At 74.0% G+C, this 20,996-nt stretch carries 16 protein-coding genes, 2 pseudogenes and 1 riboswitch; of the genes and pseudogenes, 10 read left to right on the forward strand and 8 right to left on the reverse strand.

Features of this window, described 5'->3' with window-relative positions; all coding sequences use genetic code 11:
* Positions 1 to 51: 51 nt before the first annotated feature.
* The 3 genes from ACFOX0_RS23460 to ACFOX0_RS23470 form a co-directional block, all read right to left on the reverse strand.
* Positions 52 to 1,632: a DEAD/DEAH box helicase gene (locus ACFOX0_RS23460; RefSeq protein WP_377549831.1), complete on the reverse strand. Its 1,581-nt coding sequence runs from the start codon at positions 1,630 to 1,632 to the stop codon at positions 52 to 54.
* A gap of 300 nt (positions 1,633 to 1,932) precedes the next feature.
* The gene (locus ACFOX0_RS23465; protein ID WP_377549680.1) at positions 1,933 to 3,834 is read right to left on the reverse strand and encodes a hypothetical protein; all 1,902 of its coding nucleotides are present in this window, start codon (positions 3,832 to 3,834) and stop codon (positions 1,933 to 1,935) included.
* Positions 3,835 to 4,060: 226 nt separating this feature from the next.
* The gene (locus ACFOX0_RS23470) at positions 4,061 to 5,569 is read right to left on the reverse strand and encodes a C40 family peptidase (RefSeq protein ID WP_377549682.1); all 1,509 of its coding nucleotides are present in this window, start codon (positions 5,567 to 5,569) and stop codon (positions 4,061 to 4,063) included.
* 715 nt (positions 5,570 to 6,284) lie between these two features.
* Between ACFOX0_RS23470 and ACFOX0_RS23475 the strand changes: the two are divergent.
* From ACFOX0_RS23475 to ACFOX0_RS23490, 4 genes and pseudogenes are all read left to right on the forward strand, one after another.
* Positions 6,285 to 6,419 (forward strand): annotated as a pseudogene (locus ACFOX0_RS23475) (aminofutalosine synthase MqnE); the annotation flags it as partial.
* Between the two features lie 39 nt (positions 6,420 to 6,458).
* Positions 6,459 to 6,584, forward strand: a pseudogene (locus ACFOX0_RS23480) (aminofutalosine synthase MqnE); the annotation flags it as partial.
* Positions 6,585 to 6,663: 79 nt separating this feature from the next.
* Positions 6,664 to 7,092 carry a hypothetical protein gene (locus tag ACFOX0_RS23485; RefSeq protein ID WP_377549684.1) on the forward strand — a complete coding sequence of 143 codons (429 nt, stop codon included), beginning with the start codon at positions 6,664 to 6,666 and terminating at the stop codon, positions 7,090 to 7,092.
* A gap of 27 nt (positions 7,093 to 7,119) precedes the next feature.
* Complete coding sequence (locus ACFOX0_RS23490; protein WP_377549686.1) at positions 7,120 to 7,449, forward strand: DUF4229 domain-containing protein; 330 nt, start codon at positions 7,120 to 7,122, stop codon at positions 7,447 to 7,449.
* Positions 7,450 to 7,482: 33 nt separating this feature from the next.
* Here the strand turns inward: ACFOX0_RS23490 and ACFOX0_RS23495 are convergent, their stop codons facing one another.
* Positions 7,483 to 8,823: a C39 family peptidase gene (locus ACFOX0_RS23495; protein WP_377549687.1), complete on the reverse strand. Its 1,341-nt coding sequence runs from the start codon at positions 8,821 to 8,823 to the stop codon at positions 7,483 to 7,485.
* Between the two features lie 346 nt (positions 8,824 to 9,169).
* A riboswitch (cobalamin riboswitch) is annotated at positions 9,170 to 9,237 on the forward strand.
* A 121-nt stretch (positions 9,238 to 9,358) separates the two neighbouring features.
* On the opposite strand from ACFOX0_RS23495, the gene ACFOX0_RS23500 reads away from it, so the two are divergent.
* From ACFOX0_RS23500 to ACFOX0_RS23510, 3 genes are read left to right on the forward strand one after another with little or no spacing between them, the layout of a single operon-like run.
* A complete protein-coding gene (locus ACFOX0_RS23500) occupies positions 9,359 to 10,276 on the forward strand; it encodes an ABC transporter substrate-binding protein (protein ID WP_377549689.1) in 918 nt (305 codons plus the stop codon).
* A 51-nt stretch (positions 10,277 to 10,327) separates the two neighbouring features.
* Entirely contained in the window at positions 10,328 to 11,470 is a 1,143-nt protein-coding gene (locus ACFOX0_RS23505; protein WP_377549833.1) for a FecCD family ABC transporter permease, read from the forward strand.
* On the forward strand, positions 11,467 to 12,336 hold the full coding sequence (locus tag ACFOX0_RS23510) for an ABC transporter ATP-binding protein (RefSeq protein ID WP_377549691.1): 870 nt from the start codon (positions 11,467 to 11,469) through the stop codon (positions 12,334 to 12,336). The genes ACFOX0_RS23505 and ACFOX0_RS23510 overlap by 4 nt, the downstream gene beginning before the upstream one ends.
* A 167-nt stretch (positions 12,337 to 12,503) precedes the next feature.
* On the opposite strand, the gene ACFOX0_RS23515 is transcribed toward ACFOX0_RS23510, so the two are convergent.
* The 4 genes from ACFOX0_RS23515 to ACFOX0_RS23530 are packed head-to-tail and all read right to left on the reverse strand — an operon-like array spanning position 12,504 to position 15,183.
* A complete protein-coding gene (locus tag ACFOX0_RS23515; RefSeq protein ID WP_377549693.1) occupies positions 12,504 to 13,241 on the reverse strand; it encodes an ABC transporter permease in 738 nt (245 codons plus the stop codon).
* Between the two features lie 16 nt (positions 13,242 to 13,257).
* Entirely contained in the window at positions 13,258 to 14,172 is a 915-nt protein-coding gene (locus tag ACFOX0_RS23520) for an ABC transporter ATP-binding protein (RefSeq protein ID WP_377549695.1), read from the reverse strand.
* Positions 14,169 to 14,504: a transcriptional regulator gene (locus tag ACFOX0_RS23525; protein WP_377549697.1), complete on the reverse strand. Its 336-nt coding sequence runs from the start codon at positions 14,502 to 14,504 to the stop codon at positions 14,169 to 14,171. The genes ACFOX0_RS23520 and ACFOX0_RS23525 overlap by 4 nt, the downstream gene beginning before the upstream one ends.
* A gap of 34 nt (positions 14,505 to 14,538) precedes the next feature.
* Positions 14,539 to 15,183 (reverse strand): transporter, encoded by a 645-nt coding sequence (locus ACFOX0_RS23530; RefSeq protein WP_377549699.1) that lies wholly within the window; start codon positions 15,181 to 15,183, stop codon positions 14,539 to 14,541.
* 154 nt (positions 15,184 to 15,337) lie between these two features.
* On the opposite strand from ACFOX0_RS23530, the gene ACFOX0_RS23535 reads away from it, so the two are divergent.
* The 3 genes from ACFOX0_RS23535 (at position 15,338) to ACFOX0_RS23545 (ending at position 20,992) form a co-directional block, all read left to right on the forward strand.
* The gene (locus ACFOX0_RS23535; protein WP_377549701.1) at positions 15,338 to 16,018 is read left to right on the forward strand and encodes an RNA polymerase sigma factor; all 681 of its coding nucleotides are present in this window, start codon (positions 15,338 to 15,340) and stop codon (positions 16,016 to 16,018) included.
* Positions 16,008 to 17,162 carry a CU044_5270 family protein gene (locus ACFOX0_RS23540; RefSeq protein ID WP_377549702.1) on the forward strand — a complete coding sequence of 385 codons (1,155 nt, stop codon included), beginning with the start codon at positions 16,008 to 16,010 and terminating at the stop codon, positions 17,160 to 17,162. Before ACFOX0_RS23535 ends, ACFOX0_RS23540 begins: the two co-directional genes overlap by 11 nt.
* 119 nt (positions 17,163 to 17,281) lie before the next feature.
* The gene (locus ACFOX0_RS23545) at positions 17,282 to 20,992 is read left to right on the forward strand and encodes a S8 family serine peptidase (RefSeq protein ID WP_377549704.1); all 3,711 of its coding nucleotides are present in this window, start codon (positions 17,282 to 17,284) and stop codon (positions 20,990 to 20,992) included.
* Positions 20,993 to 20,996 lie beyond the last annotated feature (4 nt).

The raw sequence follows: 20,996 nt of genomic DNA on the forward strand, positions 1-20,996 counted from the left end.
CTCCCGACATCGACGATCAGTCACCGCGCGGTCGATGCCGCGCCTACCGGCTCAGTGCGTGCGGGTGGAACGCTGCCCGCCGAACTGGCGGTCCCGGCTGGGACCGTCGGACCGGAAGCCGCCCCGCCGGTCGGCGGGCCGGCCGGTTGCCGGAGCACCGAACCGCCGGTCACCGGGTCCGCGTTCGCCCTGCGGCCGGTCGGTGAAGTGCCGGTCCCGGTACGGCCGGTCGCCGTGCCGCCGCTCGCCCTGGCCCCGCTCGTCCTGCCGGCGCTCGCCGTACGGTCGGTCGTCCTGCCGACGCCGGTCCTGGCCGCGGTCGTCGTAGCGCCGCTCGCCCTGGCCGCGGTCGCCGTAACGTCGTTGGCCCTGGCCGCGGTCGCCGAAGCGGCGCTCGCCGCGCGGGCGGTCCCCGTGTCGCGGCGCGGGCGGCTCGTCCACCACCGGGACCCCGCTCGGCGTCCGGGCGCCGGTCAGCTCGGCCAGTTCGGCGTCGCCGGACCGGACCCGGGACTGGGCCGGTGCCACCCCGGCCCGCTCCAGCATGGCCAGGGTGCTCCGACGCTGCTTGGGCAGCACCAGGGTGGCCACCGCGCCGGACTCGCCGGCCCGGGCGGTCCGACCGGCCCGGTGCAGGTAGTCCTTCGGGTCCTTCGGCGGGTCGAGGTGGACCACCAGGGAGACGCCGTCCACGTGGATGCCCCGGGCCGCCACGTCCGTGGCCACCAGGACGCTCGTCCGGCCCTCCTTGAACTCGGCGAGCGTGCGGGTACGCATCCGCTGGGTCTTGCCGCCGTGCAGCGCGCCGGCCCGTACCCCGACCGCCGCGAGCTGGTCGACCAACCGGTCCACGCCGAGCTGGGTCCGGGCGAACATCATGGTCCGGCCGGGCCGGGCGGCGATCGACGCGGCCACGGCGAACTTGTCGTGCGGCGCGATCAGCAACAGGTGGTGATCCATCGTGGCGACGGCGGCCGTGGGCGGCGCGGTCGAGTGCGTCACCGGGTCGGTCATGAACCGCTTGACCAGGGTGTCGACGTCACCGTCCAGGGTGGCCGAGAAGAGCAGTCGCTGCGCCCCCGCCGGGGTCTTCGCCAGCAGCGCGGTGACGTCCGGCAGGAAGCCCATGTCGGCCATCTGGTCGGCCTCGTCGAGCACGGTCACCTCGACGTCGTCCAGCCGGCACACGCCACGTTCGATCAGGTCACCGAGCCGTCCCGGGGTGGCGACGACGATCTCCACGCCCCGGCGGAGCGCGTCGATCTGCCGGTCGTACGGGACACCGCCGACGGCGGTCTTGAGGAACACTCCGACGGCCTTCCCGAGCGGCAGCAGCGCGTCGTTGACCTGCATCGCCAGCTCGCGGGTCGGCACCAGGATCAGGGCGCGGGGGTGCAGCGGGCGGGCCCGGTTGCGGCTCGCCAACCGGGCGAGCACCGGCAGGCCGAAGGCGAGCGTCTTGCCGGAGCCGGTCTGGCCCCGACCGAGTACGTCCCGGCCGGCGAGCGCGTCCGGCACGGTGGCCCGCTGGATCTCGAACGGCGTGGTGATGCCCGCCCGGCCGAGCGCCCGGACCAGGGGTTCGGGCAGGCCGAGCCCGGCGAAGTCGACCGGGTGGGTCGGGTCGGTCAGGTCTGTCGGTTCGGTGCGGTCCGCGGGATCGACCGGGGCGTCGAGGACGGACGGGAACGTGCTGGGGTCAGCGAAGCTGGTCAAGAAATACCCTTCAAGCGGGGCGCATCTTCGCGATGGCCCGCCGCGGCCGGATGGTCGCCGCTGATTCACCCGCAAGATCGCCCAAGGGGCGCGCGTCCACGGCGCGCCAGGTCAATGATCTCTACGAGTGTACGACCGCGCGGGTCCGCCGACACGCGTACGGCGGGGGCCAGTGGGGAGCCTCACCTTCCGGCGCATTGGCGACCGCCCGATCGATCAGTGCTTCAGCAGCCCACCGAAGAGACTGTTGAACAGGTCGCCCGCGGAGAACGCCACGACCAGACCGATCAGGACCAGGACACCCAGCCCGATCAGCAGCACCACGATCGCCTTCGCCGTACTGCCCTTCGAACTCGTGGTGTCCGCCCAGCCCTGGGCGAGGATGTGGCCGGTGAGCGAGCCCGAGTTCTCCACCGGATTCGGCACGTTCATGACCGTCATCTGGCCGATGTCGGAGTAGCCGTTGCCGCCGTACACCGTGCCGGGCCGGTCCTGCTCGGACGGCCCGGTCGGACGCGGGACGGCGGCGCTCCCGCGCCGGGCCGCGGCGTCGTCGGCCGGCGGCGACCAACCCTGGAAAGCGGCGGTCGGAGCGGCCGGCGGCGCCGACGCCGGCCGCGCGGCGGCCGTCCGGTCCATCGCCGGTGGCGGCGGGAACGGCGGCACCGGCATCGGACCGGGCGGCGCGGGCGCCGGCGGGACCGGCGGTACGGGCGGCGGGATCGGCCCCGGGGGCACCGGCCCGGGCGGAACCGGTCCGGGGGGCACCGGTCCGGGCGGGGTGGGCCCGGGGTCCGGCGCCGGGGCGGGGTGAACCGGGTTCGGCTCGGGGACCGGAACCGGTGCCGGTGCCGGCGGCACGGGAAACGGATCGGGCGCCGGACCCGGGCCGGGTGGGGCCGGCGCGGGGTCCGGCGGTTCCACCGGCTTCGGCGGTTCCACCGGCTTCGCCGGTTCGGCGGGCTTCGGCGGTTCGGCGGGCTCCGCCGGTCCGCTCGCAGCCTCGTCGGCGGTGAGCCCGCCGACCGAGGCGGCACCGGCCGGGGCCTGCCGCGCCGAGTCCTGGTCCGTCCGTCCGTAGATCGTGGGCCCGGTGGGACGGCTCGGCGTGGCAGCTTCGGCCTCGTCGAGCGAGATCCGGTACGTCTGCGGCACCGTCGCCTTCCCCCGGCTGCCGGCACCGCCCCGCCGAGCGCCACGCTGGGTCGGGATGAGCGGCCGGGGAGCGGTGACGCCGGCCGGCGGCTGGACCGTCCCGCTCGCGGCACCAACCGACTCGGCCTCGGCCGGCTCGTCCGTGACCGCCTCGGCTTCGACCGGCTCGGCCTGCGCCGCGTCGGCCTGGACCGGGTCGGCTTCGGTCGGGTCGGGCTGGATCGCGTCGGCTTCGGCCTGGTCGGTCTGGCTCGCGTCGGCTTCGGCCTGGTCGGTCTGGCTCGCGTCGGCTTCGGCCGGGTCGGGCTTGGCCGCGTCGGCTTCGGCCTGGTCGGTCTGGCTCGCGTCGACCTCGGCCGGGTCGGGCTCGGCCGGGTCGGGCTCGGCCGGGGCGGTAGCGGTGGGCGGGGTGAGCGGATCCGATTCCCGTCGCTGACGGGGGATCGCCGGCATCGGACCGCCGTCCGAACCGCCGCCCCGGTAGGTGGTCGCCGCTCCGGGTGGCAACGCGGCTCCGGCGGGTGGTCCGGCCGGTTCGGTGGAACCACCCCTGGGGACGGTCGCCCGACCGCGTGCCCGCCTGCCCCCGGCGGCGGCGCCCGTCGCCCGGACGGTAGCCACCACCCGGGCGGTTCCGACCGCCACCGCGCCACCCGCGACCACCGCGTCGGCCGGTTCCGGCTTGTCCTCGCCGGACGTGGCACCGGCCTGCTCCGCGCCGACCAGGGCCGGCGCGTCCTCGGCCGACGTGGCGCCGGTCTGCGCCGTGTCGGCCGGGGTCGGCTCGTCGGTGGTTGCCACGGCCGGTTCGGCTCCGGGGGTGGGCTCGTCGTCCCGGGCGGGCGGCGTGGTGGTGGCCGGTTCGGTGGACGACCCGGTGTCGACCGACGTCGGGTGATCCGCTGGTGGTCCACCGTCGGCGCGCACGTCGTCGACCTGCGGTGCAACCTGCTTCTCGCCCATCGTCGCCTCCCGCGCCCCGAGCCGGGACCGGTGGCGCCGGACCCGCGTCATTCAATTCTCGCGTGCCGTCCACCGGTGCTCGCGGCGGGCCGGCCGGCTTCGGTCATTCTCCGCCGGACGGCACCGCCGCGCCGGTCGCCACCCTGGTGGTACCCCGATCGTCCGCACAACTATCAGTTTCCGGCCGACCGTTCCGCCACCGGGCCGGAGCCGGGCGGCGCCGGCGTCAGGAACCTGCGGTCGGGGTGGTGCTCACGGGCTTCGCCGACGTCTCGCCACTCGGCGCGAGCGAGCTGGGCTGGCCGGACGGGGTGGTCTCACCACCGCTCGGACCGGTCGTCGGGGTCGGCTGGGTGGACGGTGTCGTCGGTGGCGTGGTCGGCCCGGTCGGCCGGGTCGGCAGGGTCGGCGTCGGGCTCGGTTTGGTGGGGGTGGGGCTCGGCTTCGTCGGCGTCGGGGTGGGCTTGGGCGAGGCGGGCGGCGTGGGGCTGGTGGGCGGCTTGGGGGTGGCCGGCGGTTTGGGCGCCGGGATCGCGCCGTAGATCCGGGTCGCGGCGAAGAAGTGCGACCACCAGACGGGCGCGATCTTGACCACGTCACCGCTGGTCGGGGCGTGCACCATCCGGCCGCCGCCGATGTACATCCCGACGTGGTGGACGCCGCTCGCGCTCGGGCCGAAGAAGAGCAGGTCGCCGGGGAGCAGGGCGGACGGATCGACCCGACGGCTCTGGGTGGCGGCGTACTGGTCCTTGGCCACCCGGGGTAGCTGGTAACTACCCGCCGCCGGCGTCCGGTACGCCGCCCACATCAGGCCGGAGCAGTCGAACTGGTTCGGCCCCTCCGCCCCCCACACGTACGGGTCGCCGAGCTGCGCCAGCGCGTACCGGACGGCGGCCAGCGCGCGGGGGTCGGCGGCCATGCCGGCGATGCTGCTGCCGTCGAGGTAACCGGCGCCCAGCTTCTGCTCGGCGGCGTCCCGCGCCTGTTCGAGGCGGAGCAGTTCGGTCTGGTTCTGCTTGCGCAGGGCGAGCAGCGCGGACTCGCGTTGCCGGTAGTGCTGCTCGGCCCGGGTGAAGTCGGCGGTGGCGGTGGTCTGCCGGCCGGTGGCGTCGGCGAGCTTGGCGTTGGCCGCCTGGAGAGCGGTCTGGGCCAGCGCCACCTCCCGGTTCTGCGCGGTGAGATCCGTGCCGTTCGGCTGGCCCCGCTGGATCCGGCTGAGTTCGCCGAGGCCGTGCAGGTCGGAGCCGAAGGCGCCGGGCGGCAACGCGGCCGCCTCCTTGAGGGCCTTGCCGGCCGCGTCCTCGGCGGCCTTCGAGGCCTGGGCCAGCTTGGCGGTCGCCGTGTCCACCTCGCCCCGGGCGGCCAGTACGGCGGCGTCCGCGGTGTCCCGATCCTGGCGCAGCGTGAGCAGTTGGTCGCCGAGGGTCGCGACCTCGGTCTCCAGCGCCGCGAGCTGGCCGGCCAGCGGGCTGGTCCCGAGACCGGGCACCACCGGCAGGCTGCCGGCGTTCGGACCGGTCGGTGTCACCTGGCCGGGCAACTGCACCGCGCCGATCGGCGCCGGCCGGGCGCCGACGTCCGGGACGGTGCCGGGCAGCGCCGGATCGGCGTAGACCGGGTTCGCGAAGGCGAAGGCGACCGCGGCTCCGAGGACGGTGGACCAGAGCAGCGGCCGCAGTACCGGAAGAATGATCTCCCTCAGTCGTCCCTGCCGCCTGCTTCTGTTCCTCGTCATCCCGCTCCCCGGTCGGTCTGGCGACGGCGCGCCGCGATCGTGTCGCGACGTCTCGTCATCGGTGGTGTCCCTCGTCCCACTTTGTCTTACCTCAATATGTGGGTCGTTGTCATCCGCCGATGGGTCACGGCAAGCTGAGAGCTTGCTGAACTTCCGGCGCACCGCCTCGGCCACCCGGCCGCCGTCCCGGCTGGGCCGCGTACGCTCGACCGGGCGTCTTCGCGGGCGGGAGCAGGCACGTCCGCGGGCGGGAGCGGCGAGCGGACCGGTCGCGGTGAGGGGTGGGTAAATGGACGCGGGGCACAGGCGCGAGTTGGCGCGAAAGGTCGACGCGGGCGAGCGGCTCGACCGCGCGGACGGCGCGGCGCTCTGGTCGGGTGACGACCTGATCTGGCTCGGTGGCCTGGCCCACCGGCGGCGGACCGCGACCAGCGACCGTCGGGTGCTGTTCCCGTCGGCCCCGACCGGCCTCCCCGCGTCCGGCGCGTCCTGGACGGAACACCTGGAGTCGCTGCGGGAACGGGCCCGCCGGTCGCCCGGGACGCGGCTCACCGCCGTCCTGCCCGGCCACGCCGCCGACGCGGACGAGCGGCTCGACCAGCTACTGCGACTGCGCGAGGTGCAGGACGAGACCGGTGTCCTGGCGGCCGTCGTCCTGGCCGGCCCGGACCGGGACGAGCCGGCCGATCGACCGGCCGACCAGTCGGCCGGGGAGTCGCCGGCCGGGTCGTTGCGTACCTTCGCGGTCGCCCGGCTGTTGCTCGACAACGTCCCGCACCTGGCCTGCGACCTGGCCGGGCACGGACCGTCGCTGGCCCAACTCGCCTTCAACTTCGGCGTGGACGCGCTGGCCGGGGTGCCGGAGGGCACCGGACCCGAGGAACTGACCACGTTGATCTGGGACGCCGGCTTCCAGCCGGTCGAGCGGGACGAGGACTACCGGGTCGTCCGGGAGTACGAACCGCCGGCGCCGCTGGCCCGGCGCCGGTCCGAGCCGCAACGGGTGTGGGCCTGACCGCCGTACGGGTGGCGCAGGACCGGTCCGGCCGGTCCGTGGTCGGGCGGTCGGGCTGCTCACGTACCCTCGGGACGTCATGAGCGAGCAGAGCGAGCGGGGCGGATTTCCGCGCCGGGACGACGAGGGCCGCATCGCGGCCCTGCCCGACCTGGTCGGGGTGAGCCTGGCCGGCGTGGTCGTCGGGATCCTGGCGCTGGTGGTCTTCGACTGGGCCTTCGCGCTGGTCGGGGCGGGGCACTTCGGCCGGGCCAACGGCTGGCTCGCGGTGATCCTGCCGATCTGGTTGTTCGTCGACGACTTCCGGGCCTGGAGCTTCGGCGCGGCCCGGGTGGTCGCGGCGGCCCTGGCCGCGGCGGCCGGCGTGCTGGCCGGGTTGCTCACCGCCGGTGCGGCGAACGCCCTGCCGCCGTTGGGCTCCGGCAGCCTCGCCGCGGCGGTGTTCGCCCTGGTGTACGCGGTGATCTGGTTCCCGGTGGTCCGGTGGCTGGCCCGCCGCACCGGCTGAGTCGCAACGGCTGAACGGAGAAGACGGATGAGTCCCGCGGTGAAGTACACGCTGGGCCGGCTCGGCCTGTTCCTGGTGGTGTTGGCGGCCCTGTGGCCGGTCGAGCTGAACCTGTTCGTCAAGCTGCTGGTGGCGTTGGCCTTCTCGGCGACGGCCTCGTTCTTCCTGCTGCGCCGCTGGCGGGACGAGACGGCCGAGCAGTGGGCCGGCTCGGCGGCCCGGCGCAGGGCCGAGAAGGACCGGCTGCGCTCGGCGCTGGCCGGTGACCCCGGACCGGCCGGCGCGGGCGACGGTGGACCCGCCGACTCCCGACCGGTCGGCGAGGACGACGATGGATCCTCCCCCGGGCGCCGTTGACCGAGGGAGGATCCACCGGGCTCCGTTACCGGCTCACCAGTTGGTCGAGCCGGCCACCTTCGGCCAGGGCTTCCACCACGGCTTGATCAGGTACGCGATGCCGCCGGTGCCGCTGGAGACCTTGCCGCTGGCGTTGATCCGCTTGGTCCGCTGCCAGATCTGCTCGAACTGGGCGCGCTTGTAGACGTTGCGCACGGCGTCGTCGGAGGACGAGGCCGGGTCGTTGACCACCACGTCGCCGTCGGCGGTGAAGCCGACCACCACGAACAGGTGGCCCGAGGTGCCGTAGTTGGCCCCGTCCAACTCGCTGGCCAGGAACGACTGGCTGGTCACCACCGGGATCCCGGCGGCGATGAAGCGTTCCACCTCGTCCAGCGAGTGCAGCCGGGTCACCTTGGCGTCCAGCCCCGGGTACGAGGCGGCGTAGGCGGTGTTGAACGGCCAGTTGCCGGCGCCCTCGTACTGGTAGTCGTAGGTCATCCGGGCGGCGTGGTCGACGGTCGGGTCCGGGTAGCTCGGGTCGACCCAGGAGGTGTCCTGCGCGGACGGCTTGCGCCCCCAGTACTCGACCACCATCTCGGTGGAGGTGGGCGAGCACCAGGCCTCGCCGCCGCCGTCGTACTCCGGGTAGTGGCCGCGGTGGATGTTCTGCGAGTAGCGCGGTACCGCCAGCTCGGTGCCCCAGGCGATGTGGCCGGCGCTGGCCGGGACGGTGAACCGGTCCGGCACGGCGGAGGCCATCGCGCCGAGGGACCAGACCCGCGGCGCCCGTAGCTGGTCGGGCGCCCGGTACAGGGTGAGCCGGAGCTGGTACGCGCGCAGCAGCACGCCGGCCGCCGCGTCGTCGATGGAGAACGTGTCGGTCCAGATCGACGAGTACGGGTCGCCCTGCCCGTCCACACTGGTCCGCTTGATGTCCTGGTCGCCGGAGGCCCAGCGGCCCATGACGTACCACGGGGTCGTTCCGCCGGTGTTGTAGGTGCCCTGCAGCTCGACCTGGATCCAGGTCCCGGCCGGGGTCTCGGCGTTCCACGACGCGACCAGTTCGGTCGCGTCGAAGCCGACCCGGGTGACCGGCGAGGTCCAGGTGGCGTACTTCCAGGTCCGGGTGACGCCGGTGTGCGGGTCGGTGTAGTCGGTGCTGCCGGCCGGCCGCAGCATGGTGATCCCGGTCCGGACGCCGGGGATCGCGACGGTGCCGTCGTGCGTGCCGCCGCGCCATTCCGGATAGCTGTCGGTGGCCTGCCAGGTGATCTGCTCGTCGTGGCTCACCGGGGGCGCGGCGGCCGCCGGGCTCGGGGCCGCCATGCCGAGCAGGGTGAGGGCGGTGGCCGCGGCGAGGGTACGTCCGCCGGCCCGTGCGTGTATGACCATCAGAACTCCGCGGGTACGGGGGATCGGGTTCTGCGGTCACTATCCCGCCTGGAGGGAAGTTTCGCCAGAGTCCACGAAGTAGAAACTCTTTGCCAATGACGATCACTTCGGCATGACCCCAAGGGAAGGCATGTGCTCTGGCCGTTCGGCTGGACCACCGCCAACACCCCGACCGGGATGACGGCGGACCAGTACAACACCTTCGCCACCATCGGCCGGCAGATGGCCGCCACCAACGGCTACACCCCCCGGCTGGCCTGCGGGAGGCCCCGGTCACCGAACGGTTCTCGATCAACATCTCCGGGTGCCGGTGCGCTACCGTGCTACCCGACTGCACCGCAGCGAAGCCGGTGGAAAACCGGCGCTGTCCCGCAACTGTGATGCCGGCCCGGGTCCCGGGCCGGACGAGCCAGGTCGCCTGCGGCGCGGTCGCGAACAGCGCCTTCGAGGAAGGGCGCCTCGCAGGCGGAGCGCCCCGGACACCCGCGGCGCCCCTGTCGGCGAAGCACCAGCTCCTCGACCGACAGGAGGACCGATGAGCAGACGTACGTCCGCGTTCCTGACCGCCGCGATCACCGCGGCGGCCCTCACCCTCGGTGCCTGCGCCGACAACCGGCCCGAACCGGCCGCGAGTGGCGACACCGCGGCCGCGTTCCCGGTGACGGTGGGCAGCGTCACGCTGGCCAAGCGGCCCGAGAAGATCGTGGTGCTGTCGCCGGCCGCCACCGAGACGGTCTTCGCCATCGGCGCCGGCCAGCAGGTCACCGCCGTGGACGACCAGTCCAACTACCCGGCCGACGCACCGAAGAGCAAGCTGTCCGGCTTCCAGCCGAACGCCGAGGCGATCGCCGAGAAGACTCCCGACCTGGTGGTGATCTCGAACGACACCAACAAGATCACCGAGCAGCTCACCAAGCTGAAGGTCCCGGTCTACCTCGCGGCGGCGCCGAAGACGCTGGACGACGCGTACCGGCAGGTCGACGAGCTGGGCCGGCTCACCGGGCACGCCAAGGAGGCCACCGACCTGGTGACCCGGATGAAGGGCGACATCGACAAGCTGGTCAAGGACCTGCCGCAGCGGACGACGAAGCCGACGTACTACTACGAGCTGGACCCGACGTACTACACGGTGACCAGCCGCACCTTCATCGGCTCGCTGTTCGCGCTGGCCGGCCTGACCAACGTCGCCGACACCGCCGGCGGCGGCGACTACCCCCAGCTCTCCGCGGAGGCGCTGATCAAGGCGAACCCGGACTTCGTCTTCCTGGCCGACACCAAGTGCTGCCAGCAGTCCGCCGCGACGGTCAAGGCGCGGACCGGCTGGGCCGGAATCAGCGCGGTGAAGGGCGACCGGATCGTCCCGCTCGACGACGATGTCGCGTCCCGCTGGGGACCGCGGGTGGTTGACCTGGTCCGCGCCATCGTCGAGGCCGTCGCCAAGGTGCCGGCGTGACGAAGGCCCGCCGTGACCGCGGTCGGTGAGGGTCCCGGTCAGCCGACCGGGATCCCCACCCCGGCACCGCCGCGGTCCGACCGGCCCGGCCCGGCGGGTCGGCCGCCGGGCCGTCGCCGGGACCGGACCGATCCGGTACGGCCGGGCCGGCCGGCCGGGCTGCGACCCCGCTGGCTCCTGCTCGGCGTGCTGTCGGTGCTGGTCGCCGGGCTCGCCGGGCTCGCCTTCGGGCCGGTCAGTCTGCCCCCGGGCAGCGTCGCCCTGGAGGTGGCCAACCTGCTGCCGGGCGTCCACCTGCGCAGCGGGCTGACCGAGCAGGAGGCGGCCATCGTCACCCAGCTCCGGCTGCCCCGGGTGGTGCTCGGCCTGCTGGTCGGCGGGATGCTCGCCCTGGCCGGCGGCTGCTACCAGGGCGTCTTCCGCAACCCGCTGGCCGACCCGCACCTGCTCGGGGTGGCGGCCGGTGCGGGTCTCGGGGTGACCGTGGTGATCACGCTGCGGCTCGGCGGCACCGGGGACGTGACCGCGGACCTGCCGGCCACCGTGCCGCTGGCCGCGTTCGTCGGGGCGACCGGGGCGGTGCTGCTGACGTACCTGCTCGGGGCGGCCGGCGGGCGGGACCGATCGCCGGCCACGCTGATCCTGGCCGGGGTGGCGGTGTCGGCGTTCCTGGCCGCCGGGCAGACGTACCTGTTGCAACGGCACGCGGACGCGATCCGCGAGGTCTACAGCTGGCTGCTCGGTCGGTTGGCCACCGCCGGCTGGCACGACGTGCTGCTGGTGCTGCCGTACGCGGCGGTCACCGCCGTCGTGGTGCTGGCCCACCGGCGCGAGCTGGACGTGTTGTCGGTGGGCGACGACGAGGCGGCCAGCCTGGGCCTGCACCCGCAACGGTCCCGGTACCTGCTGGTCGCCGCCGCGTCGCTGGGCACCGCCGCGGCGGTCTCGGTGTCCGGGCTGATCGGCTTCGTCGGCCTGATCGTCCCGCACACGGTACGGCTGCTCGGCGGGGCCAGCTACCGGTCCATCCTGCCGTTGTCGCTGCTGTTCGGCGGCGCGTTCCTGGCTCTCACCGACGTGCTGGCCCGCACCGCGGCCGCCCCGGTGGAGATCCCGATCGGGGTGGTCACCGCCTTCTTCGGCGCGCCGTTCTTCGTCCTGGTGCTGCGCACCGCGAAGCGGGTCCTGACATGACCGGACCGATCGTCCCTCCGCCCAACGTGCCCGATCGGCCGGCTGCCACGCCGACCGTGCCCGGTCCGCCGGCTGCTGTCGAGGCCGCCGCGCCCGCCGTCGCGGTCGCCGGGTTGCGGGTCACCCTCGGCGGGGTGCCGGTCCTGGCCGGGGTCGACCTCACGGTGGCGGCCGGCGAGTGGGTCACCGTGATCGGTCCGAACGGCGCCGGCAAGTCGACCCTGCTGCGCGTGGTCGGCGGCCTGCTGACCGCCACCGCCGGGTCGGTGGCCCTGTTCGGTACGCCCGGCGGCCAGTTGCGTCGCCGCGAGCGGGCCCGGGTGGTGGCGACCGTGGCGCAGTCCCCGGTGGTGCCGCCCGGCATGACCGTGTTCGACTACGCGCTGCTCGGCCGTACCCCGTACATCGCCCCGCTGGGCCGGGAGTCGGCCGCCGACCTGACCGCCGTACGGGGGGTGCTGGACCTGCTCGACCTGGCCCGGTTCGCCGACCGGGCGCTGGCCACCCTGTCCGGCGGCGAGCGGCAGCGGGTGTTCCTGGCCCGGGCGCTGGCCCAGGGCGCCACCCTGCTGCTGCTCGACGAGCCGACCAGCGCCCTGGACATCGGCCATCAGCAGGAGGTGTTGGAGCTGGTCGACCGGCTGCGCCGGGAGCACGGGCTGACCGTGCTGGCCACCATGCACGACCTCTCGGTCGCCGGCGAGTACGCCGACCGACTGGTGCTGCTCGACGGCGGTCGGGTGGTCGCGGCCGGTCCACCCCGCGCCGTCCTCACCGAGGAACTGCTCGCCGTCCACTACCGCGCCCGCGTCCGCGTCATCAACGGCGGCCACGGCCCCCTGGTGGTCCCGGTCCGCGCCCCCTGACCGGACCCCCACCCGCCGGGTGGTCGGGGCGCACGAGGGGAGCGCCCCGCCCACCCCTACCCCCTGACCCCCGTTGATCATGAAGTTGTTGTCACCCCGTTCGGCGTGTCGCGACAACAACTTCATGATCAACGCTTCAGGGCCGGGGGTGGGGTGGGTGGGTGGGGTCAGTGGAAGCGGCGGCCCTCGTCGCGGCGGTAGGCCAAGACGGCGAGCGAGCCGAGCAGCACGATCCAGACGCCCAGCATGGCCAGCGACAGCGGGCGAACCGGGAAGTCGGAGACCGCCGCCCACATCAGCTCGACGGCGCCCCGGGTGGGCAGGAACGGCGCGATCGTCTCGATGAAGCCGGGTGCCCGACCCGGCGCGGAGAGCAGGCCCCCGCCGAAGGCGAGCGGGAAGAAAACGATCTGGGCCACCGCGATCGCCGCCTTGCTCGGCAGGGCGTACCCGATGGTCAGGCCCAGCAGGGTGAACGGCACCGAGACCAGCAGGATGGTGCCGAGCGCCGCCAGCAACGCGCCGGCCGTGATCGTGGCCGCGGTGGCCACCGCCGCGATGACCACCACCGGTATCAGCGAGATGAAGGTCAGCACCAGACCGGCCAGCACCCGTCCGGCGAACCGGGGCAACGGCCCGACGGGCAGGGTCCGGGTGTACGGGTCCCAGGGCTGCGCCCGGTCCTCGGCCACCCCGATGCCGTACTGGAAGATGTTGGCGCTCATCACCGCGAAGGTGACCATCGACGCGGTGGCCAGGGTGGCGCCGCGCGGGTCGTCACCGGCGAACGGCACCACGAAGAAGAGCATCGAGGCGGCCGGGAAGAACGCGCTGCCGACCACGGCGATCGGGATCCGGACGGTCTCCAGCAGCTGGTATCTGGCGTGTACGAGAGCGAGTGGCACGGCGGTTCCCTCCGGGTCAGGCGGCCAGCGGCTGGTCGCCGCGGACGGTGTCGGCCAGCGGCTGGTCGCCGCGGGCGGTGATGGTCAGGAATGCCTCCTCCAGCGAGGTGGGCCGGACCTCCAGCCCGGAGAAGGCCGCGCCGGTGCCGACCAGGTCGCGGACCAACTGGTCCGCGTCGGCGGTCAGCAGGTGGGTACGCCCCTCGGCCCGCTCGACGCCGAGCACCCCGGGCAGGTCGGGCAGCTCGGCGGTGGTCAGGCTGACCCGCCGGACGCCGACCAGGCCGCGTACCGCCTCGACGGTGTCCTCGGCGAGCACCCGGCCCTGGCCGATCACCACCACCCGCTGCGCCAACGCCTCGATCTCCTCCAGGTAGTGGCTGCTGATCAGCACCGTCCCGCCGTCGGCGTGGAACGACCCGATGGCGTCCCACAGCGCGCGGCGGGCCTCGACGTCCAGCCCGGTGGTCGGCTCGTCGAGGACCACCAGCCGCGGTCGGCCGACGAAGGCGAGCGCCACGGCCAGGCGCCGCTTCTGCCCGCCGGACAGCCCGCCGGTCTGCTTGCGGTGCTGGTCGGCCAGGCCGAACCGGTCGAGCAGTTCGGCGCGCGGCACCGGGTCCGGGTAGTGCGCGGAGACGAAGTCGACCACCTCGCCGACCCGGAGGGTGCCCGGCAGGCCGGTCTCCTGCGGGGTCATCCCGAGCAGGCGGCGCCGGGCCGGATCGCGGGGATCCCCGCCGAACAGCTCGATCCGGCCGGCGGTGGCCCGACGCAGGCCGACGAGCAGGTTCAGCAGGGTGCTCTTGCCGGCGCCGTTCGGCCCGAGCAGGCCGGTCACCGTGCCGGCGGGGATGTCCAGGTGGACGTCGTGCAGGGCGGTGACGTCGCCGTACCGGCGGGTGACGCCGATCGCGCGGGCCAGGATCATGTCTGCTCCTCGGGTTGCGGGTCCGTGGGGGGTACGGGGTCGAGCAGGGCCCGCACGGCGGCGGTGTACTCCTCGAAGGCGGCCTGACCACGCCGGCTCAACCGGGCCAGGGTGGCCGGCGTACGACCGTGGTGGGTCTTGGTGACCTCGACGTAGCCGGCGTCCTCCAGCTTGCGCAGGTGGACGGAGAGGTTGCCGGCGGTCATCGCGAGGATCTCCTGCAGCCGGGGGAAGGCGATCCGGTCGCCCTCGTTGAGGGTCGACAGCGTGGCCACCACCCGCAGCCGGGCCTGCGCGTGGATCACCGGATCGAGTTCGGGTGGGCCGCTCACGTCGGCACCTGGCCGGGTCGCGCGCCCCGGTCGGTCATCGGGCCGCCGTCCGGCGCCGCACCTGGGTCAGGGCGCCGGCCAGCAGCATCCCGCCACCGCCCGCCACCGAGACGATCAGCGAGTGCCAGCCCGGTCCGACCACGACGCCGACGATGTTGAGCACCGTCACCCAGGCGCCGACCACGAACAGGTCGCGGTCCAGCCAGATCGCGCCGCCGGCCATCTGCAACGCCCCGGCCAGACCGACCGAACTCGCCGCCCAGAGCAGGCCGGCGAGGTCGGTGGTCAGGTGCCCGGACACGCGTACGTTCACCGCGATCACCGCCGTGTAGCCGAGGAACCAGGCGAAGCCGTACCAGGCGCCGCGCCGGTTGGAGTCGCCGACGACCTGCCCGGACGCCTTGCCGCCGGCCACGCCGGAGAAGATGCCGGCGGCGATCAGCAGGGCGAACAGCACGGCGAGCGGCAGCCAGTCGGGCAGGTCGACGAAGACCCGGCCGTCCGGGCCGTAGCGCAGGAAGAACAGGCCGAAGCCGATCAGCCAGGCGATTCCCCAGGGCCAGTAGTAGAGGCGCTGGTCGGGGGTGAGTCGGCGGGCCGCCTCGGCCTGCTGCTCGCGGATCAGCCGGAGCGTCTCGGCCGGGTCGGTCGGCGGGAGTTCGTCGTCGTCGAGGTTCACGCAAAGAACTTTACACTACAAAGCCGAAGTAGTTTGTATCGCAAAGCTGAAAAATTTCCGGACGGTCGCGTGAAGGGGTCGGCGGCGATCGGGCGTACACGGGTGACCTGGACGCGTCGCATATGGAGGGACCACGCATGACGGGGCACCCGACGTGATCGCATCACCGCACCAGACCCGGCAGGACGACGTCGTCCTGCTCAGACAGTCCCGCACCGAGCCGGAACACTTCGCCCGGCTCTTCGACCGGTACCACCGGGAGATCCACCGGCTGGTCGCGAACCGGCTCGGCCCGGACCTCGCCGACGACCTGGCGGCCGAGACGTTCCTGGTGGCGTTCGACAAGCGGGCCCGCTTCGATCCCGACCCGGAGACCGGCGGCGGGCACGTCCGGGCCTGGCTGTACGGGATCGCCACCAACCTGATCCGCCGGCACCACCGGACCGAGGAACGCCGGTACCGGGCCCTGGCCCGGGCGCCCAAGGAACCCTTCACCGCCGACCACGACGACCTGGTGGCCGCGCGGGTCAGCGCCCAGCACACCCAGCGCGCGCTGGCCGCCGCGCTTGCGTCGCTGTCGGCCAAGGACCGGGACGTGATCCTGCTCGTCGCGTTCGGCGACCTCGACTACGGCGAGGTCGCCGCCGCGCTGGGGATCCCCTACGGCACCGTCTGCTCCCGGCTCAACCGGGCGCGGCGGAAGATCCGCCAGGCGATGGGCGGCGTCGATCCGACCCGTGACGACCTGCGACCCACTCGCGGTGGACAGCGACCCGCCCGCGGCGACGAGACACCCGAAGGACAGAGCTATGACGAGCAGAGCTGTGAGGACTGAGATGGACGAGGTCCAACTGATCCGGGAATCGATGGATGTGGCACGGGAGCCGTCGGCGCGGGCGACCGACCGGGCCCGGGCGGCGCTGCTGGACCGGGCGACCGGCGAACCGGCGCGCCGGCCGGCCGGCTACCGGGGCCGGAAGGCGGCCCTGGGCCGGTGGTGGCCGCTGGCCGGGATCGGGCTCACCGGCGCCCTGGCCGCCGCGGTGGCCGTACCGATGCTCGGTGGTTCTCCCGCGACGGCGCCGAGCGGTCCGGTCCGGTCGGAGCCGGGCGTGACGGTCATCGCCGACGGGGCCGACGCGCGGATGGTGTTGCAGCTCGCGGCGGAGGCCGCGCCGAGCAACCAGCCCTTGTCGATCCGTCCCGGCCAGTACATCTACTACCACAGCACGGGTGCGCACCTGTCGATGGTGGGGGACGTCGAAGGGGGTGGACTCACGGCCCGAATCATCCAGTCCTACGAGTACCAGGGGTGGTTCGACCCGCACGGCATGAAGACGCAGCGGATGCGCCGGACGGACGGCGCGCAGCGCAGGCCGTTCACCCCGGCCGACGCCGAGGCGATCCGGAAGCTGAAGTACGACCTCAACGCCCCGCCCGAGGTCACGGACGACGGACCGGCGCCGGACCAGCCCCTCCCTCCGGACTGCACGACCTGCGGCGTGGCACGCGACCCGGGCGAGCTGTTCCACCCCTCGCCGGAATACCTCGCGAGCCTGCCCACCGACCCGGTACGGCTGCTCGTCACGCTGCGCACCATCGTCGGCGACCACAACAAGCACTCGCCCGACCAGCAGGTCTTCCAGGCGATCAAGGAGCTGTTCAACCATGCCGACGGGATCATCCCGCCGGACCTGCGGGCCGCGCTCTACCGGGCCCTGGCGCTGATCCCCGGCGTGCAGCGGGCCGCCGGGCAGGTCGACATGGGCGGCCAGCGGGGTATCGCGGTGGGCCGCGTCGGTGAGGCGACCGAGGACCCGACGTCGCGCGAGGACCTCGTCTTCGATACCACCGGACGCCGGCTCATCGGGTTCCGGACGGTTCAGGTCAAGGCCGCCAGGGGCGTGCCGGTCGGCACCGTCACCTGGTGGGAGGTCATCGAGAACACGGTCGTCGACAAGGTCGGCCAGACCGGCTGACCCGGGACCGGACGAGCAGCACCGAGGCGCGGGCCGCCGGTTCCCCCGGTGGCCCGCCCGCCCCGACGACGGGCCTCCGGCACCGGGCCGGACGCCGTCCGAGTCAGAACGGGAGAACGATGTCATCCACCATCCGAAGGACCGTCGCGGTCCTGGTCGCCGGTGCGACCACCGCCGGCCTCCTCGCGGTCACCGGCCCGGCCGGCGCCTCCCCGCCTTCTTCCGCCCCGCCCTCCGCCCCCGTCGCCGCCGGCGGCCGGACCGTCACCCTGCTCACCGGGGACGTGGTACGCCTCGGCGCCACCGGCGAGCCCACCCTGGTCACCGCCCCACCCACCGGTACGGTCGGCCGGGCCGCGCGCCAGGTGCCGATCGCCCGCTATCAGCGCGCCGGCGACTGGTACGCCGTACCCACCGACGCGGTACCGCTGATCAGGAGCGGCCTGCTCGACCAGCGCCTGTTCGACGTCACCGAGTTGGCCCGGCAGGGCTACGACGACGGCGGCAGCACGGTGACCCCGCTGCTGGTCCAGTACGCCGACACCGCCACCGCCCGCACCGCCCGCCCGCTGGGCGGTACGAAGGCCCGCCGGACCCTGCCGCACCTGAGGCTGACCGCCAACGACCAGCCGAAGGCGGACGCCACCCGATTCTGGACCGATCTGCTCCGGCAGGCGAACCCGAAGGCGCGCACCCTGACCGCCGGTGTCCGGAAGGTCTGGCTCAACGCCCGCTACCGGGCCAGCCTGGAGCGCAGCGTGCCGCAGGTCGGCGCGCCGACCGCCTGGCGGGCCGGGTACACCGGCAAGGGCGTCACGGTGGCCGTGCTCGACTCCGGCTACGACACCGACCACCCCGACCTGGCCGGCCGGGTGTCGGTGGCGAAGAATTTCTCGGACTCGACCGGCGTCGACGACCGCTACGGCCACGGCACCCACGTGGCGAGCACGGTCGCTGGCTCGGGCGCCGCCTCGGGCGGCCGGCGTCGCGGGGTGGCACCGGACGCCAAGCTGGCCGTGGGCAAGGTCCTCGGCGACGACGGCTGGGGCACCGAGGACGCCATCCTCGCCGGCATGGAGTGGGCGGCCACCGAGGCCGGCGCCAAGGTGGTCAACCTGAGCCTCGGCGCGGGCGAAACCGACGGCACCGACCCGGTCAGTCAGGCGGTCGACCAGCTCAGCGCGGAACGCGGGGTGCTGTTCGTGGCCGCCGCCGGCAACAACGGCGCGTACGCGCCGGTGTCCTCACCGGCCGCCGCGAGCGCCGCCCTGGCCGTGTCCAGTGTGGATCGGACGGACCGGATCAGCGCGTTCTCCAGCCGGGGGCCCCGGTTCGGTGACGGCGCGATGAAGCCGGAGCTGGCCGCACCGGGCGAGGGCATCGTGGCCGCCCGGGCGACGGGCACCTCTCCCGAGATCGGCGGGGAGGCCGACTACGTACCGATGTCCGGCACCTCGATGGCGGCACCGCACGTGGCGGGCGCGGCCGCGATCCTGGCCCAGCAGTACCCCGACTGGACCGGTGCCCAGCTCAAGGCGGCCCTGGTGGCCAGCGCCGCGCCGGCCCGGGACGCCCGGGTCTTCGACGTCGGCGCCGGCCGGCTCGACGTGGGGCGGGCGGTCACCCAACCGGTCCGGGTCGGTTCGGCCAGCCTGAGCGTCGACCTGCCGTGGCGGGCGAAGAGTGACCCGCAGGACGTCAGGTACAGCAACGACGGTGCGGCGCCGGTCACGTTGAGACTGGCGTTGAGCCTGGCCGATCTCGCCGGTCGACCGGCGCCGGACGGTCTCGCCGCGCTCGGCGCGACCACCCTCACCGTGCCGGCCCACGGCACGGCCGCGGTGCCGGTGCGGTTCACCGGGCGCGACCGGCCCGGGTCGTACGCCGGGCTGCTGACCGCCACCGCCGACGGCGTCACCCTGCGGACCCCCGTCGCGGTACGGCAGCGGGCGCAGGAGCACACCGTCGACGTCCGGGTGCTGGACCGCGACGGCGCGGTCAGCGACAGCGCGCACACGATGATCGTCGGCCTGGACTCGCCGGACGTCGTGGAGCACGTCTTCGGAGCGGAATCCGGCACCCTGCCCGCCGGCCGGTACGCGTTCCTCGCCGACGACCAAACCACGCGTGCCGGTGCCGGTCCGGTGTGGGCACTGGTGGCCACCCCGCAGGTCACCGTCGCCGGGAAGACCACCGTCACCCTGGACACCCGCTGGGCCCACCCGGTGCCGCTCGGGGTGGCCGACCAGCCTGCGGCGACCGACGGTCAGCGGGCCCTCACCGTCACCGCCCGGGCGAAGGGCGCACCGAACTCCTCCGGCATCCTGGCTCCCACGTACCCCCACTACAACGAGATCTGGGCCGGCAGCGCACCCGGTGTCCGGGCGGACGAGTTCAGCTTCGCCGACAACGCCGTCCTGGAACGGCCGGAGCTGGAACTCGTCGGAAACACCGCCGCCGGGAGTTTCCCGGTGCTGGCGTCCTGGCTGCAGGCGCGGCCGGGAGCGGCGCCGTTCACGGGGACCGCGCGGCTGCCGCTCGCGACGGTCGCGGTCAATCCCTCCGGGGAGCCGGGCAAGGGGGACGTCAGCGGCAGGTTGGTCGTGCTCACCGCGCCGGACGGCTTGGACGACGGGGTCACGATCGAACGGCTGGTGGGCGAACTCAAGGACCGCGGCGCCCGGATGGCGATGATCGCCGCCAAGGGGTTCGAGTGGCAGGGTGAGACGCTGGCGCTGCCCACCATCGGCGCCGCACTCGGGCACGACAGCGTGGAACGGCTCCTGGCCCTGGCCGAGGACGGCACGTCCACCGCCACGGTGACCGGCAACCCGGTCAGCCCGTACCGGTATGTGCTCGGTTTCCGGGAGCGCGGGTCGATCCCGGCGAGCCTGGACCACCGGCCGACGACCGCGGACCTGGCCGCCGTCCCGACCGCCTACCACAACACCAACGACGAGTGGCGGTACGTCTTCGCGACCCTGCTGCTCGGTGACGAGCGCCAGGCGGTGTTCGGCACGACATCGGTGCCGTCACCGCTGCGCCGGACCGAGTACTACACCCCGGGGACGTGGCGGATCAGTGTCGGCGACGACGACGTGGAGGGGCGGGCCCTCGCCAGGGTGGACCTGCGCGCCGGGAACAACCCGGCACTGGTCTGGGGCAAGGCGGTAATGGGGCCGGCGGTGGCCGGCGCGGATCCCGCCAACCCGTGGGTTAGCCGGAAGGACGACGTGGTCGACGTGGCGTTGCCGGTCTTCACCGACGCCGCCGGGCACCCGATCGTCGACAGCGGGTATCCGCTTACCGGGACCACCAGCCTGTACCGGGACGGGAAACTGGTCGGTACGGTCGACGGGCCCGGATCGGGGCAGTTCGGCGTGCCGTCCGGTGCGGCCGGGTACCGGCTGACGACCCAGGTCCAACACAACTCACCGAGTTGGTCGCTGAGCACCACCGTCAGCGGGTCATGGACCTTCCGCTCCGGGACCGAGGCGACCCGCAGGGCGCTACCACTGCTGGGCGTCAGCCTCGACGCCCCGGTCGACCTGCGCAACACCGTGCCGGTGGGCGAGCGGCAACCGGTGCGGATCTCGGTGCACCGACAGGCCGAGAGCGCCGCCCCGGCGATCACCGCGCTGACCGTCGAGGTCTCCTCCGACGACGGCCGTACCTGGCGGCGGGTGCCGGTGGTCCGGGAGGGCGGCAGCTGGCAGGCACGGGTGCCGCACGACCGGGCCGGCTTCGTCTCGCTGCGGACCTCCGCCGCCGACACCGACGGCAACACCGTCCAGCAGACGGTCGTCCGGGCCTACCGCGTCGGATCCTGACGCT

The sequence above is a fragment of the Micromonospora zhanjiangensis genome (assembly GCF_042650605.1).
Taxonomy (GTDB): domain Bacteria; phylum Actinomycetota; class Actinomycetes; order Mycobacteriales; family Micromonosporaceae; genus Micromonospora_J; species Micromonospora_J zhanjiangensis.